The organism is Binatus soli (SeqCode) (assembly GCF_050015535.1).
Taxonomy (GTDB): Bacteria; Desulfobacterota; Binatia; order Binatales; family Binataceae; genus Binatus; species Binatus soli.
Genome location: NZ_JBEKBF010000005.1, coordinates 87,315 through 102,220, shown reverse-complemented (window position 1 = coordinate 102,220; position 14,906 = coordinate 87,315). Strand labels below are relative to the sequence as shown.

The window sequence follows — 14,906 nt, the reverse complement described above, 5'->3', positions numbered from 1 at the left end:
GCGAATTTGCGTGCAGCGTGGCGAGCAGCGCGAAAACATAGGCCGGGCTGGACGCTGCGATTGCATGGCGTCTGGCGTTCGTGAGAAGGAGAAGCCGGGTTATGAGAATGAAGCGCGCTCGGGTTGGAGCAATCACAGCAGGTGTTCTCGCGCTGCTGATGTCCGCATCGCATGCATCGGCTGCGGATTCCACGAGCGCGGCGCAGAATCAGATTCGCGCCGAGCTGGAGAAGTGGACGCGAGACTTCGATAGCGGCAATGCATCGGGGGTTTGTTCGCTGTTTGCGCCGGATTTGATTTCAAATTTTCGGGGGGAGCCCGAAGACACCTATAATTCTCTGTGCGCCAACATGCAGATGGCGTTGGCGGACCCGGCCAAGACATATCACTATGACCTGGAAATCAAGGAGATCCTGGTGTCGGGCGATCTCGCCGTTGTAAGGCTCGTTTGGACTCTGAAGGTGAGCCCGAAAAACGGATCCGAGGAGATCAAACGGGAACCCGGCATGGATATATTCCGGCGCCAGCCGGATGGTAGCTGGAAGATAGCGCGTTACATGGCGTACGAGGCACCGTATCCCTAGCCGGCGGCCCGCCTGGTTTTTTGGGCTAGGGGGCGGTGCGGTCGAGCGAGCGGTACTGAATCGCCTCGCTGACATGGTGGGCGGCGATCGAGGCGGCGCCGTCGAGATCGGCGATGGTGCGTGAGACTTTGAGGATTCGCGTGTAGGCTCGCGCGCTCAGGCCGAGGCGGTTGATGGCAAGCTCGAGCAGACGCTCGCCGCCGGACTCGATTTGGCAGTGGAGGCGGAGATCGCTCGCGCGCATCTGCGCGTTGCAGAAAAACGGCATCCCCTTGAAACGAACGAGCTGCGCCTCGCGCGCGCGATTGACGCGCTCGCGAATCGCGATCGACGGCTCACGCGCGACGCGATCGGTCAGGTCCTTGTACTTCACGGCGGGCACTTCGATATGGATGTCGATGCGATCGAGCAGCGGGCCCGAGATGCGCGAGCGATAGCGCTGAATCGCGATCGGCGAGCAGGAGCATTCGTGCTGCGGATCGGTGTAAAAGCCGCACGGGCACGGGTTCATCGCAGCCACCAGCATCACGGAGGCGGGGAAAGTGAGCGTGCCCATCACGCGCGAGATGGTGATGCGCGCATCCTCGAGCGGCTGGCGCAGGACCTCGAGCACGTTCTTGCGGAACTCGGGCAATTCGTCGAGGAACAGGACGCCGTGATGGGCGAGGCTGACCTCGCCGGGGCGTGGAATCGAGCCGCCGCCGACGAGGCCGGCGTCGGAAATGGTGTGGTGGGGAGAGCGGAAGGGGCGCGTGGTGACGAGCGCGCGGCCGTCGAGCAGGCCCATCACGGAGTGCACCTTGGTGGTTTCGATGGCCTCCTCGAAGGTCATCGCGGGCAGAATCGAGGGCAGGCGCTTGGCGAGCATCGTCTTGCCCGAGCCGGGCGGCCCAATCATCAGGACGTTATGACCGCCGGCGGCGGCGACTTCGAGCGCGCGCTTGGCCTGCTCCTGGCCTTTGACCTCGCTGAAATCGACGTCGTAAATATTTGCCGCACCGAACGCGGCGCCGAGATCGACGGGCGCAGATTGGAGCGGACGCAGGCCCTCGAAGAATTCGAAAGCCTCGCGCAGGCTCTCGACGCCGAGCACGGCGGTGCCCTCGCCGACGACGGATGCCTCGGAGGCATTCTCGCGCGGGAGCATCACGCCCGCGAAGCTGGCAGAGCGCGCGAGCAGGGCAGTCGGCAGCGCGCCCCGGATGCCTTTGATGCGGCCGTCGAGCGCGAGTTCGCCCAGCACGAGATAGGCGCGCAGGCGCGCGCGATCTTTCAACACGTTTTGTGCGGCGAGGATTCCAAGCGCGAGTGGAAGATCGAACGCCGAGCCTTCCTTGCGCGTGTCGGCGGGCGCGAGGTTGATGGTCATCTTGCGAGTGGGGAAATCGAAGCCGGAATTTTTGAGCGCGGACTTGACGCGATCGAGCGCCTCCTTGACCGCGCCCTCGGCCAGGCCGACGAGACGATGCGGCGGCATCCCGGCGCCGATGTCGATTTCGACTTCGACCGGGAACGCGTCAACGCCAACCAACGCACTCGATATTACGCTTGCGTGCAAGAATTGCCCCCAACGGCTTCTTACTGTTAACCGCCAGTGTCGCTGACACTAGCGCAATGAGGGGCTGCGAGCGATGCGCGTTACTTGGGGTACATTGTTACCTGCGTAACACGGATTCGCCAGCGGTCAGGGCCAGACGGCGCCGGCGGCGACCAATTCATCGCGCTCGGCGCGGCCGAGGCCGAGCAACTCACCGAGCACGTAGTCGAAATTTTCGCCGACTTCGGGTGCGATCGAGCGAACCCTTCCCGACCCGCCGGAAAGCTTGAACGGGATGCCCGTGACGTTAGTCGTCGTGCCCTTGGCGGTCGAGACGGCGGGCCAGAAGCCGCGCTCTTTGAGTTGAGGATCGCGCGCGCAGAGATCGATGCCGTTTTCGACGACGCCGGCGGCGATGCCGGCGCGTTGGAGGATCGCCATCGCGTCTTCGGCGCTGTGCTCCGCGGCCCATCGTGAAACGTTGGCGTCGAGATCGCCGCTATTGCGCATCCGCAGGTAGAGCGTGCGGAACTTCGGGTCGCTCGCCCACGATGGAGAACCAATCGCGGTGACGAATCGGCGCCACTCGGGGCCCGTACTCACGGCGATCGCGACCCATCGGTCGTCGTCGCCGTCAAGCGGGCGGCATTTGTAAACGCCGTGCGGTGCGGCGGGGCCTTCCTGCGAATTGTAGCCGGGGGCGGGCTGCGTTCGGCCGTTGACGGAGATGTCGAGGAGCGCGGGACCGATCACGCTGGCGACGGCCTCGAACTGCGCGAGATCGACGAACTGGCCGCGGCCGGTGCGGTGGCGATTCCAAATGGCGATGAGCGCCGCGAGTGCGCCCGTGTAACCGCCGCATGTGTCGGCGTAGGAATAGCCGTAGCCGGCGGGCGTGCCGTCGGGTTCGGCCATCAGCATCGTGTAGCCGGTGAGGGCTTGCAGGGTCGGTCCGTAGCTGACGTAGCTGGAGCGCGGGCCGGTGTGTCCCAGGCCGGACATGCTGATGCAGATGATGTCGGGTTTCACGGCGGCGAGACTTTCGTAATCCATCCCCCAACTGCGCATCACGCGGGCGGAAAAATTGTCAATCACGACGTCGCTTTTGGCGGCGAGGCGGCGGGCGAGTTCGACGCCGCGCGGGTGCTGCATGTTGAGCGCGACCGAAAGTTTGCCGCGATTCAGGTCGCATTGGAGGCCGAGCTTGCGGTTGCCGAGCTGGGGCGGTTCCTTGCGCTCGACCTTGACGACCTCCGCGCCGTGGTCGGCGAGGATGCGTGTCGCGACCGGGCCGGCGACGACCCAGGTGAAATCGAGGACGCGGACGCCGTCCAGCGGCATCGCCGGCATGATCAGATCACTCCCTCGGCAAAGAGCGCGGCGAGCGCTTGGGGAGCCATCGAGAGTTCGTCGCGCAAAATTTCGCCGGTATGCTCTCCGATCAGCGGCGGACGGCGCGATACTCGCCACGGCGTGCCATTGAAAAGATACGGCGCACCCGGATAGCGGAACTTGCGGCCGAGCTCAGGATGCTCGACCTCGACGAAGTAGCCGCGCTCGGCGAGCTGGTCGTCGTCGAAGAGCGCCTCGGGCGGGCGGACGGTCGCGTAAGGCTGACGCAGAAGCTGCGCGCGCTCGAGCAGCTCGTCGCGCGGATAATCCTTGACCCAATCGTCGAGAACGTCGAAGAGATGCTCGGCCATGAGATAGCGATACATCACCTGCTGATAGTCGGGCGCGTCGAGATCGGCAGCCTTGCCGTCGGACTTGACCCATTCGATGAGCGAGGTCCAGTCGCCGAGCGTGCAATGCATGATGTAACCGTCGCGGCATTTGCCGACGCGAAAGAAACGGCTCCAATGCAGAGTGCCGCGGCGCGGCTCGGCCTCGCCGCGCTCGAAGAATGCACCGGCGACGTGCTCGACGGCGGCCGCGGTGGCCTCCTGCATGCTGAGGTCGATCCACTGACCTTCAGCGGTGCGATCGCGCGCGAGCAGCGCAAGCATCACGGCGATCGCGCCGTAATACGCCGACGAATGATACGCCTGCAGACCGAGTGGACGAACGGGAGCGTGATTGGGGAAGCCGTTGATGTAGAGCATCCCGCCCAATGCGGTCAGCACGGTGTCGTCGGCGATGAAGTCGCGCCAGGGGCCGGTCTGGCCGAACGGCGCAATCGAGCAGAGGACCAGCGCGGGATTCTCGCGATGGAGCGTATCCCAGCCAAGCCCGAGCCGGTCCAGCGTGCCCGGCGCGTAGCTCTCGACGATGACGTCGGCGGAGCGGGCGAGCTGGAGCAAGATGTCGGCGCCGCGGGAATGGTTGAGATCGAGCGTGAGGGAGCGCTTGTTGAGATTGTAGAACCAGAAGAACAGGCTGCGGTCGAGATGCGGGAGGTCGTCGAGGAAGGGGCCGATGCGGCGCGCGTCGTCGCCGGCGGGAGGTTCGACTTTGATGACGTCGGCGCCCATGTCGGCCAGCAGCCGCGCGCAAAATTGTGCGCGGTGGCCGGTCAGGTCGAGGACCCGCAGGCCCGCGAGCGCGCCGGGGCTGGGCTCGGTCATGATTTTTTCGCCGATTTTCCCGCTTCGGCAGACTTTTGGATTTGCGCGAGCTTTTGCTTGACCTTGGGCGGGGGCAAGTCCTCGATTGCGAATGCGCCGGTGTCGAGCGTCGCGGGAACTTCCATCAGGACTTCGTTCCTGGGGCCGGTGCGTTTGCCGCCGCGCACGCGAATGGTTTCGAAGGTGACGGGATTGACCCATCGCACGCCCATCACGGCGGGTTTCGCCTGGCCGTCCTCTTCGACGGGAACGAGGGTGGTGCCTTCCTTATCGAACAGAGTTACTTTTCTGAGTCCCATAATGTTTTCTATCGATATGTGATTCGATGCTCCACTGGTGCGCGAAAGATGATATGGAGGCTGGCGGCGGGATTCAAACAGGCGAAAGCATCACCGATGCGCGGCGGCGCTCGATACTCGCCAGCGAGCGCGGCGTAAGTTAATCTGATCGGACGCTCAATACTTGACAATTGCGAAGGAGATCGCGCGCGCACGGGCGCGCGGGCAACATGGCGCGTGGCTGAGACCTACTACAAATCGACGCTGAAACTTCCCAAGACCGACTTCCCGATGAAGGCGAATCTGCCCAAGCGGGAGCCGGAAATGCTCAAGCATTGGGACGAGACCGACCTTTACGGGCGCTTGATGGAGGCGCGCAAGGACGCGCAGTTGTGGGTGCTGCACGACGGACCGCCGTACGCCAACGGCCGGGTGCATCTGGGGACCGCGCTCAACAAAATTCTGAAAGACTTCGTGGTGCGATCGCGCTCGATGATGGGATATCGCACACCGTTCGTGCCGGGATGGGACTGTCACGGGATGCCTATAGAGCACAAGGTATCGCGCGAGCTCGGCGACAAGGCGCGGACGATTTCCAAGGTCGAACTGCGCAGGCTGTGCCGCGCCGAAGCGGAGAAATGGATCGACTTGCAGCGCTCGGACTTCCGGCGCCTGGGAGTGATCGGCGATTGGTTCAAGCCGTATCTCACGATGGCGCCGGAGTACGACGCGGCCGAAATCGGCGTGCTGCGCAAGATGGTCGAGCACGGCTACGTGTATCGGGGATTGCGCCCGGTGCACTGGTGCTTCGAATGCCGCACGGCGCTGGCGGAAGCCGAAGTCGAGTACCGCGATCACGTTTCGCCGTCGATCTACGTCGCGTTCGCGTTCAATTCGAATCTCAAGGATGCGGGCGCGCTGGCCGCAGATCGCAGCGACGGCGCCGAGCTTGACGCCGCGCACAAGGCCGGCAAACTGTCGGCCGTAATCTGGACGACGACGCCATGGACGCTGCCGGCGAATCTCGGAATCTCACTGAACGAGACTTTCGACTACGTCGCGTTGAAGGCCGGCGATCATTACTACGTGGCCGCGTCGCGATTGGCGGACAATGTCGAGAAGGAATGCGGACTGGCAGTTGAAAAACGCATCGCGCTCAGCCGCGCGGCGCTCAAGGCGCTGGACGGCCAGGACATCTTTCGACATCCGTTTATCCCGCGCGACGTGAAGCTGATGTACGCCGAGCACGTGACGGCGGACGCCGGCACCGGGTTGGTGCATACCGCGCCGGGACACGGCTACGAGGATTTCGTGGTCGGCAAGAAGTACGGGCTGACGCCGTTCACGCCGGTGGATGGGGGAGGAGTGTTCACGGCGGAGGGCGGACAATGGGCGGGGCAGAACGTCTTCAAGGCGAACAAGTCGATCGTCGAGAGACTGGCCGCGGCCGGCGCGCTGCTGCATGCGCAAAACCTCTCGCACAGCTACCCGCATTGCTGGCGATGCCACAATCCGCTGATCTTTCTGGCGACCGAGCAATGGTTCGTGAGCATCGATCACAACGAACTGCGCGCCAAAGTGATCGACGCGATCGACAAAGTGAAATGGTATCCGGAATGGTCGCGCGATCGGATCCGCAACATGACGGAGACGCGCCCCGACTGGTGCATCTCGCGCCAGCGCGCGTGGGGCGTGCCGATACCGGCGGTCAGATGCGCGAAATGCGATGAGGTCGCGCCACTGCTTGCGACGATGGATCGAGTCGAGGAGATTTTCGCGCGCGAAGGTTCCGACGCATGGTACAGCCGGCCGGCGGCGGACTTCGTCGCACCGGGCCTCAAATGCCAGAGGTGCGGAGGCGCGGATTTTATCAAGCAGGAAGACATCCTCGACGTGTGGTTCGATTCGGGATCCTCGCAAGCCGTGGTGCTGGGCGCGCGCCCGGAACTGACCTGGCCGGCGGACGCGTACCTGGAAGCGGTGGAACAAGCGCGCGGATGGTTCGGCTCGTCGCTGGTTTGCGCGGTGTCGGAGCGCGGCACGGCGCCGTTCAAGAGCGTAATCAGCCATGGACTGACAGTGGACGAGCGGGGCCGCAAGATGTCCAAGTCGCTCGGCAACGCGGAGGACGCCGTCGATGCGGCAGGACGGATGGGGGCTGACGTACTGCGGCTGGTGTACGCGTCGCTCGACTACACGGCTGAGATCACGCTCGGCCAGACGATCTTCGGCGCGGTGTCGGAGTCGTATCGAAAGATTCGCAACACCTGCCGGTTCGTGCTGGGCAATCTCGCGGACTTCGATCCCGCGCGCGACGCAGTTGCATTCCAGGATATGCTCGAGTTCGATCGCTTCATCCTGGCGCGCACGGAGAAGCTCAAGAGCGAAGTGCGCCAGGCTTACGAAGCATTCGAGTTCCAGACCGCGTATCAGGCGACGCTGAATTTCATAGTGATCGATCTGAGCTCGCTGTATATCGATGTCGCGCGCGACCGCCTCTATTGCTCGGCCGCGGCGTCGCGCGAGCGGCGCTCGGCGCAGACCGCGCTGTTCAATATCCTCGATGCGCTTATCAGGATGCTCGCGCCGCTGATTCCGTTCACGGCTGAGGAAGTTTACGCGTATCTTCCGGGGAATCGGCTCGAGAGTGTGCATCTGACGACGATGCATCGGGCGAATCCGTCGTGGCGCGATGAAGAATTGGAGGCGCGATGGGAACGGCTGCTCAGGATTCGTGACGAGGCGCTCAAGCTGCTCGAAGCGATGCGCAAGGCGGGGACGATCGGTGCGCCGCTCGATGCCGCAATCAGCCTGGGAGCTGACGGTGGCTCTGAGAGCGGGCTTGCCGAAACGATCAAGCAATATCGCGAAGAGCTGAAAGATTTGTTCATCGTCTCGGAGGTCGCGATTCTGGGCGACGCGGAAGCGGCCGAGATCAGGCGGCAAGCCGGCGGCCGCGAGGACTTCGCCGTCGATGGCAGCTTCGTGCGAGCCGCCGCGAATCCCGCAATCACGCTGGTTGGGCGTCACGCGTCCGGGGTGAAGTGCGCGCGATGCTGGAAATACTTCGATGACGGCGGCGATCACCAGTTGGACGCAAGATGCCGCGCGGTGGTGGGGGCGTAACCGTTGCAGGAGCGATCGAGCGTCAAGCCTCTTCCCAGCCCTTTGCCTGGGCAAGGAGCGGGGAAAGAATTAACCGGCCGGGCGCCGCGCAAGCCGTTCCTGCTTTTGATCGGCGCTATCACGATTCCGATCATCGTGCTCGATCAGGCAACCAAACTGTTCGTCAAGTCGCACATGGCGCTGTATGAAAGTATCGCGCTCGTCCCGAACTACCTGGACATCACGTACACGCTGAATCCCGGCGCGGCGTTCAGCATCCTGGCCGACGCGCCGCCGTGGGCCCGCCTGGCGTTTCTGCTGTCGATGTCGTGCGCGGCGATAATCGTGCTGGTCGTGTTGTTGGCGCGATCGGAGCGAGTGTCGATTAATTCTGTCGCCTTCGCGCTGATTCTGGCCGGCGCTACGGGAAACCTGATCGATCGTGCAACTCGCGGCGGCCGCGTGATCGACTTTGTGCGCGCGCATTACTACGACCTGAACTACCCGGTGTTCAACGTCGCGGACAGCGCGATCACGATCGGCGTCGCGCTGATCATCCTCGGGTCGTTGTTTGGCGGCGATGCCGCGCCCAAGCCAAATCGTTCCAGCTAAATAGCTAAATCCCGGCTCGACGCATTTGAGGGCGCCGCTCCGGCGGGTAACTGGACGCCGACCCACATGTTTAGAAATATCGTGCCGACGCTGAAGCGGGCGGGCGTAGGAAAGGCGAAGATTCGCGCGATGCTGGTAGTTAATCCGCGCCGGTATTTCCAGAACTAGCTGGCCGGCGCGTCGATTTTCGTAGCCGAGTTATCCGGCTACTTCGAACTCAATCGGCCGTCGCTTGCGGGAAGTGGGGCGCCAGACTCTACAGCTGCGCGCCATTTGTCGATTGCCTCGACGGTAAACCGCCAGTCGCTGCCGACGCGGAATGCAGGGAGCTGATTTTTCTTCAGCATCCTATAGATCGTGGACGAATGCACCCGGAGGTAGCCCGATACTTCCTGCACCGTCAGGACCCTGCTTTTCATTTCATCGAATCGATCCATGTGACCCCTCTTCGCTACGCGCGTTTACCCGGTCATCCAGGCCCTTAACTACTGTATGGGTTGAACCAGCCCGACTTACTCTGCTAAGCACATACTAAACACATCATAAAAGCGCCAAACATTCAAGCGGAATCTTCGTCGCAATTAGTTATCTAAGGAACGCTACTGGTCAGGAGTCTCAGGACCCTAGCTTACCGTGGGCGCCGATTTGTAGCAAAGGTGCGACGATCTCGTCAATCGAGAGGCTCTTGGTCAACGAATGGCCCAGGCGGTCGAGCAGCACGAATTCGACCGCGCCAGCGGCGCGTTTCTTGTCGAGACCAAGCGCGCGGATAAAGTCGTCGCCGTGCCATCCGGGAGGCATCGCAGTCGGCAAGCCGGCGCGCTCGATCAGGCGCTGGAGACGCGACGCTTCGTCGGCTGAGAAGCCGGCATATGAGCAGGACAGCCGGGCCGCCGCGACCATCCCGATCGCGACAGCCTCGCCGTGAAAGTAGCGGCCGTAACCAGCACTCGCTTCGATCGCGTGGCCGATGGTGTGGCCGAAATTCAGGGTTTTGCGCAGACCGCTTTCGCGCTCGTCGGCGCCGACGACGGCGGCCTTGTGCATCAACGATCGCGCGACGACTTGTTCGAGCAGATCGGGCCGGCGGGCAACGATCGAATCGAGGTCGCGTTCCAGGTCCGCGATCATCGGCGCGTCCATGATTGCGCCATACTTGACGACTTCCGCCAGGCCCTCGCGAAACTCGCGGTCCGGCAGCGTTGCAAGCGAATTCACGTCGGCGACAATCAGCCGCGGCTGGTAGAACGCGCCGATCAGGTTTTTGGCGTGGCGATGGTTGACCGCGGTCTTGCCGCCGAGCGCGGAGTCCACTTGCGCCACCACCGTGGTCGGCACTTGTACGAGCGCCACGCCGCGCAGAAAGGTCGCAGCCGCAAATCCAGCGAGATCGCCAACGACGCCGCCGCCGAGCGCGAACACAGCGCTGTTGCGGTCAAGCCCGATCTCGGTCATCCGATCGTAGAGAAGCTCGAGCGTCGCGAGAGATTTGGAGGCTTCGCCAGGCGGCACCGAAATTACGGCGGCTGCGAAACCGCTTTTGCCAAGCGTGTCCTCGACGCGCGCGGCGTAGAGTTTTTCGACCGTGGAGTCCGTGACGACGGCGCATGAACCGGGCTTTAGTCCGGCGTCGCATGCGAGGTCGCCAAGCCGGTCCAGGATTCCCGCGCCCACATGAGCGTTATGCGACGCGGGCCCGAGTTCTATGCGGATGGTGCGCATCTCTATGCGGATCGTACGCCATCCGCCGATGGCATGCATCGTCGCGCGGCATGTGCGGCGAAGGCCGAGATAACATGATCGGCGAGTTGATCAACTGTGAGATCGGAGGTGTCGATTTGGACATCGGCGCGAGCGTAGGCGTCAGCCCGCTCGTCCATCAGCTCTTTGATTCGAGCCAAAGTGGATTTTCTGCCCTCGGTCAGTTTCGGGCGCCTGGCTTTCGATCGCTCGACGCGCGCTGCGACGACTTCGGGCCGCGCCGTCAGACACACGATCACGCCGACGCGCTTGAGGACCGCGCAATTTGATTCGTCAAGCAGCACGCCGCCACCAGTCGAAATCACTTCGGGATACGGCCCGTGGCACTGGGGACATCGCCGGCGATCGCCGGTCAGATGCGCGACCACTTCGCGTTCGAGCCGTCGGAAATGGGTCTCGCCATGGTCGGCGAAGATTTGCGCGATTGGTTTTCCAGCCTGCGCGACGATTACGGAGTCGACGTCCACGAATTCCCATCCGAGCCGGCGCGCGACCAGCGGGCCGACCGAGCTTTTCCCGGTCGCCATGAATCCGGTGAGGATCAGTTTGGGCGTCATTTGCGTTGCAGCGCGGATTCAGGTGCGCGCGTCTTCGCAGTCCGGCGCGCCCGCCTTTCAGTAGTTGCGGACCTGTTCGAGGAAGCCTTTGAAGTTGCGCGTAACCTCGACAATTGAATCGCCGCCGAACTTTTCGAGGAAGGCCGCCGCTAGTTCAAACGCGACCACCGATTCCGCGATGACGGCGGCGGCGGGAATCGCGCATACGTCGGAGCGCTCGATCGCGCCGACTGCTTCCGCCTTGGTTTTGATATCGACCGAGCGCAACGGGCGCATCAGCGTCGATAGCGGCTTGAACGCGACCCGTACGCGGATCGGCTCTCCCGTGCTCATGCCGCCTTCGGTGCCGCCGGAATTGTTGGAATAGCGTGTGAAGCGACGATGCGCGGCGTCGTATCCGATTTCGTCGTGAAGTTCGGAGCCGCGCATCCGTCCCGCCTTGAAACCCAGGCCCAGCTCGACGCCTTTGGCGGCCTGCACGCTGAGCAGCGCGAACGCGAGGCGTCCGTCGAGTTTGCGGTCCCATTGGACGTGACTGCCGAGCCCGACCGGCAATCCGGTCGCAATCACCTCGACGATGCCGCCGAGCGTGTCGCCGGTCTTTTTGCACTCGTCGATTTCGGCAATTATTTTACCTTCGGCGCCGGGGTCCGCCACGCGCACTGGCGATGCTTCCGTGATGCGGCGCAGCTCTTCGATGCTCAGCGCGGCGGGAGTATTGGCCTCGGTCGCGCCGATGCTCGCGACGTAGCCGAGCACGTCGATCCCGAATGGCGAGAGAATTTGTTTTGCCAGGCCGCCGATCGCCACGCGCGCAGTGGTTTCGCGCGCGGAAGCTCGTTCGAGCACGTCGCGGATATCTTCGAGGTTGTATTTGAGCACGCCCGCAAGGTCGGCATGGCCGGGCCGCGCGCGCGTGACGACGTCCGCCGCGTCGCGATCTTTGGGCTCGGCGGACATCCGCTTGACCCAATTCTTGAAGTCGCGATTCTCGATGATGAACGTGATCGGACTGCCGAGCGATTTGCCGAAGCGGATGCCGGAAACCGGCCGCACTTCGTCCTTCTCGATCAGCATTCTGCCCCCGCGGCCGTAGCCCTTTTGGCGGCGTGCGAGGTCGGCGTTGATCGCGGCAACGTCGATGTCGAAGCCGGCGGGCACGCCTTCGACCGTCGCGACCAGCTCGGGGCCGTGCGATTCACCGGCAGTCAGAAATCGCAGCATCGGTTTTTGTCGCCTCCCGCGCGTATTCGTTCGGGCGGGCCTCCATCACCCGATTCAACCAGACTGGACGCGCCCGCGAAAGCGGTGGATCGATCGGGCAAAGCCGGGACTCGGCGGCCCGGCGGCTCGCCGCATCGCTCGCGCGGGGTGTAAGTTGCATGCGCGCGGCCGGTTTTGGCGCGGCGCACAGAGAGTCAGGATGCAGGCCAATGTTGTGATCGTCGGGGCGACGCGCGGATTCGAAACGCTGACGTATTCGATTCCGCCGGCGCTCGACGGGCGCATCCAGCCGGGGCATCGCGTGCTGGCGCCGCTGCGCTCGCGGATGGTGACGGGAGTGGTCACCGAGGTCGGCGAACGGCTTTCGACGGGACAACTGAAGCCCATCCTCGAAGTCCTCGAGCCGCGGCCGCTGTTCGATCGCGCGCATCTGCAACTGATGGAGTTCCTCGCGTCCTACTACATGGTTTCAATTGCGGACGCGTACCGCAGCGTGATTCCTTCGGTCGCGCGGGTCGAGTCGAGGACTGCGTATCGGCTCGCGACTCCCCCCGACGAGCTGGCGCGCGCCGCGTTCACGCGAGTCGAGCGCGCGATTATCGAGACGATCGCCAAGCGCGCGGCAACCACGCGCAGGCTTGAGAAAATCGGTCCGCCCGGCGAGGTGCGCGCCGCGATCGCCCGCTTCATCGCGGACGGCACCCTCGAGCGCCGCGACGCTGCCACCGGGAGGCATCGCGATACCGCGGATTTCATCGCGCGGCTTGCGGCAGGCGCAAGCATCGAGGGCGTTCGCGGCTCGAAGCAACGCGAAGTGCTCAGCGCGATCGCCAACGCCGGCGCCACGGGCGTGCGCGTCGCGGATCTGAAGGCTGAAATCGACGGCGCGAGCGCGGCGTTGAAGAGCCTCGCGCGTCGCGGGTTGATCGCGATCGAGGCAGCGCGCGACGCAACAGCCCACAGCGTCGCGGCGGCCCAGTTCGATCTCACCGATGAACAGCAAGTCGCGCTGGACGCGATCTCACCGGCCATCGAGCATCGGCGCTACGAAGCGTTTTTGCTCTGGGGTGTCACCGCCAGCGGCAAGACCGAAATTTACCTGAACCTTGCCGCGCGAGCGCTCGCCGCCGGACGAAACGTTTTGATCCTGGTGCCCGAGATCGCGCTCGCTGACGAGATCGTGCGGCCGTTTCGCGCGCGTTTCGGTTCGCTGGTCGCCGTCGCCCACAGCGCGCAGAGCGTGTCGGAGCGATGGGCGAGCTGGATGGCGGCGATTGGCGGGCAGGCGCGAGTGATGATCGGTCCGCGCTCGGTGATCTTCGCGCCGATTCACGACGCCGGCTTGATCGTCGTTGACGAGGAGCACGACGCTTCGTACAAAAATGAGGAAGGAATTTACTATCACGCACGCGATCTCGCGGTCGCGCTCGCCGGATTTTCGAAATGCCCCATCGTGCTCGGCTCGGCGACCCCGTCGAGCGAGTCGTATGCGAATTCGCGGCGCGGACGGTACCGGCTGATCCGGCTTTCGCGGCGCGTGAACGATCGCGCGATGGCATCGGTCGAAGTCGTCGATATGCGGCGCGAAGTCGCCGACGCGCGCAGGCTTGCGGCGGCCAAGCCTGCAAATGGAGCGGGACCGGCACAGCCGAAGCCTCAAGCAGTGGAAGTTCCGGATGCGGTGCCGCTCTCGACGGCGTTGGCCGCTGCGCTGCGCGAAAATCTCGCGTCGGGCGGCCAGAGCATGGTGTTCCTCAACCGCCGGGGGTTTCACAATTTTCTACAATGCCATATCTGCGGCAACGTGATCGCGTGTCCGAATTGCAGCGTCAGCATGACGTTTCATATGCGCGACCGCTCGCTCCGATGCCATTACTGCGGCAATCATACTGCGGCGCCCGACACGTGCCCCGAATGCCATGGCTACGGGCTCAAGGGGCAGGGCTTCGGCACCGAGAGACTCACGCAGGCGTTGGCGGAGATGATGCCGGCGGCGAGGATAGAAAGAATGGACTCCGACACGAGCAGTCTGCGCGGAGCGCGCGCGCGGATGCTGGCTGAGCTTCGCGCGGGCGAAATAGATATCCTGGTCGGCACGCAGATGATCACCAAGGGTTTCGATTTTCCCGGCGTCACGCTGGCCGCGGTGGTAAACGCCGACATGGCGCTGAACATGCCCGACTTCCGTTCCGCCGAGCGAACGTTTCAGTTGTTGACGCAGGTCGCGGGGCGCGCGGGACGTGGCGAGCGCCCGGGCCGCGTGATCATCCAGACTTACGCGCCGAACCACTACAGCATCCGCGCCGCCAGGGATCAGGACTACGCGCGCTTCATGCGGCGCGAGCTGCAACTGCGCCGTGACCTTATGTATCCGCCGTTTGCGCGCCTCGCGATGGTGCGAATCGAGGGCGCGGAGCCGCGCCTGGTCAAACGCGCGGCCGAGGCGGTCGCCAAATCGCTGGCTATGGGTTCGACGCCGGAGGGAATCCGCGTGCTGGGGCCGGCGCCTGCGCCGATCGAACGGATCAAGCAGCGCTACCGGTGGCAGGTGATGGTAAAATCGCGCGAATTGAAACCGATGCGCGCGGCAATCGCCGCAATGCGCGCCGAAGTTGGACCGTCGGCGCAGCGCGACGGCATTTATCTTGCGATCGACATCGATCCGGTAAGGATGCTGTGAGCGA

The 14,906-nt window shown here is 63.8% G+C and carries 13 protein-coding genes; 5 read left to right on the top strand and 8 right to left on the bottom strand.

All coding sequences use genetic code 11. The annotated features are described in order from the left end of the window. The first annotated feature begins 101 nt into the window (after window positions 1-101). Window positions 102-584 carry a YybH family protein gene (locus tag ABR989_RS05205; RefSeq protein ID WP_428126202.1) on the top strand — a complete coding sequence of 161 codons (483 nt, stop codon included), beginning with the start codon at window positions 102-104 and terminating at the stop codon, window positions 582-584. Window positions 585-609: 25 nt separating this feature from the next. On the opposite strand, the gene ABR989_RS05200 is transcribed toward ABR989_RS05205, so the two are convergent. From ABR989_RS05200 to ABR989_RS05185, 4 genes are all read right to left on the bottom strand, one after another. After that, window positions 610-2,142, bottom strand: coding sequence for a YifB family Mg chelatase-like AAA ATPase (locus ABR989_RS05200; protein ID WP_428126201.1), 1,533 nt, complete (start codon window positions 2,140-2,142; stop codon window positions 610-612). 126 nt (window positions 2,143-2,268) lie between these two features. Then, window positions 2,269-3,471, bottom strand: a complete 1,203-nt coding sequence (locus ABR989_RS05195; protein ID WP_428126198.1) for a CaiB/BaiF CoA transferase family protein — start codon at window positions 3,469-3,471, stop codon at window positions 2,269-2,271. 2 nt (window positions 3,472-3,473) lie between these two features. Then, window positions 3,474-4,685, bottom strand: coding sequence for a CaiB/BaiF CoA transferase family protein (locus ABR989_RS05190; protein ID WP_428126196.1), 1,212 nt, complete (start codon window positions 4,683-4,685; stop codon window positions 3,474-3,476). Beyond that, window positions 4,682-4,984: a hypothetical protein gene (locus ABR989_RS05185; protein ID WP_428126194.1), complete on the bottom strand. Its 303-nt coding sequence runs from the start codon at window positions 4,982-4,984 to the stop codon at window positions 4,682-4,684. The genes ABR989_RS05190 and ABR989_RS05185 overlap by 4 nt, the downstream gene beginning before the upstream one ends. 216 nt (window positions 4,985-5,200) lie before the next feature. On the opposite strand from ABR989_RS05185, the gene ileS reads away from it, so the two are divergent. Genes ileS through ABR989_RS05170 form a run of 3 tightly spaced genes read left to right on the top strand, consistent with a single transcriptional unit; the run spans window position 5,201 to window position 8,848 of the window. Further along, window positions 5,201-8,089: an isoleucine--tRNA ligase gene (gene ileS, locus ABR989_RS05180; protein ID WP_428126192.1), complete on the top strand. Its 2,889-nt coding sequence runs from the start codon at window positions 5,201-5,203 to the stop codon at window positions 8,087-8,089. Window positions 8,090-8,131: 42 nt separating this feature from the next. Next, window positions 8,132-8,680, top strand: coding sequence for a signal peptidase II (gene lspA / locus ABR989_RS05175; RefSeq protein WP_428126190.1), 549 nt, complete (start codon window positions 8,132-8,134; stop codon window positions 8,678-8,680). Continuing rightward, on the top strand, window positions 8,681-8,848 hold the full coding sequence (locus ABR989_RS05170) for a phosphotriesterase family protein (RefSeq protein WP_428126411.1): 168 nt from the start codon (window positions 8,681-8,683) through the stop codon (window positions 8,846-8,848). A gap of 38 nt (window positions 8,849-8,886) precedes the next feature. Here the strand turns inward: ABR989_RS05170 and ABR989_RS05165 are convergent, their stop codons facing one another. The 4 genes from ABR989_RS05165 to aroC form a co-directional block, all read right to left on the bottom strand. Continuing rightward, window positions 8,887-9,117 (bottom strand): helix-turn-helix domain-containing protein, encoded by a 231-nt coding sequence (locus ABR989_RS05165; RefSeq protein ID WP_428126188.1) that lies wholly within the window; start codon window positions 9,115-9,117, stop codon window positions 8,887-8,889. Window positions 9,118-9,295: 178 nt separating this feature from the next. Next, the gene (gene aroB / locus ABR989_RS05160) at window positions 9,296-10,402 is read right to left on the bottom strand and encodes a 3-dehydroquinate synthase (RefSeq protein ID WP_428126187.1); all 1,107 of its coding nucleotides are present in this window, start codon (window positions 10,400-10,402) and stop codon (window positions 9,296-9,298) included. A 2-nt stretch (window positions 10,403-10,404) separates the two neighbouring features. After that, window positions 10,405-10,998 (bottom strand): shikimate kinase, encoded by a 594-nt coding sequence (locus ABR989_RS05155; RefSeq protein WP_428126185.1) that lies wholly within the window; start codon window positions 10,996-10,998, stop codon window positions 10,405-10,407. 57 nt (window positions 10,999-11,055) lie between these two features. Further along, window positions 11,056-12,222, bottom strand: coding sequence for a chorismate synthase (aroC, locus tag ABR989_RS05150; RefSeq protein WP_428126183.1), 1,167 nt, complete (start codon window positions 12,220-12,222; stop codon window positions 11,056-11,058). A 199-nt stretch (window positions 12,223-12,421) separates the two neighbouring features. On the opposite strand from aroC, the gene priA reads away from it, so the two are divergent. Beyond that, complete coding sequence (gene priA / locus ABR989_RS05145) at window positions 12,422-14,902, top strand: replication restart helicase PriA (protein WP_428126181.1); 2,481 nt, start codon at window positions 12,422-12,424, stop codon at window positions 14,900-14,902. Window positions 14,903-14,906: the final 4 nt, after the last annotated feature.

Excerpts from the sequence above, each read along its gene's own strand:
- ABR989_RS05165 (WP_428126188.1), bottom strand. The coding sequence starts at position 9,117 with ATGGATCGATTCGATGAAATGAAAAGCAGGGTCCTGACGGTGCAGGAA.
- ABR989_RS05190 (WP_428126196.1), bottom strand. The coding sequence starts at position 4,685 with ATGACCGAGCCCAGCCCCGGCGCGCTCGCGGGCCTGCGGGTCCTCGAC.
- priA (WP_428126181.1), top strand. The coding sequence starts at position 12,422 with ATGCAGGCCAATGTTGTGATCGTCGGGGCGACGCGCGGATTCGAAACG.
- ABR989_RS05185 (WP_428126194.1), bottom strand. The coding sequence starts at position 4,984 with ATGGGACTCAGAAAAGTAACTCTGTTCGATAAGGAAGGCACCACCCTC.
- aroB (WP_428126187.1), bottom strand. The coding sequence starts at position 10,402 with ATGCGCACCATCCGCATAGAACTCGGGCCCGCGTCGCATAACGCTCAT.
- ABR989_RS05155 (WP_428126185.1), bottom strand. The coding sequence starts at position 10,998 with ATGACGCCCAAACTGATCCTCACCGGATTCATGGCGACCGGGAAAAGC.
- ABR989_RS05205 (WP_428126202.1), top strand. The coding sequence starts at position 102 with ATGAGAATGAAGCGCGCTCGGGTTGGAGCAATCACAGCAGGTGTTCTC.
- aroC (WP_428126183.1), bottom strand. The coding sequence starts at position 12,222 with ATGCTGCGATTTCTGACTGCCGGTGAATCGCACGGCCCCGAGCTGGTC.
- ABR989_RS05195 (WP_428126198.1), bottom strand. The coding sequence starts at position 3,471 with ATGCCGGCGATGCCGCTGGACGGCGTCCGCGTCCTCGATTTCACCTGG.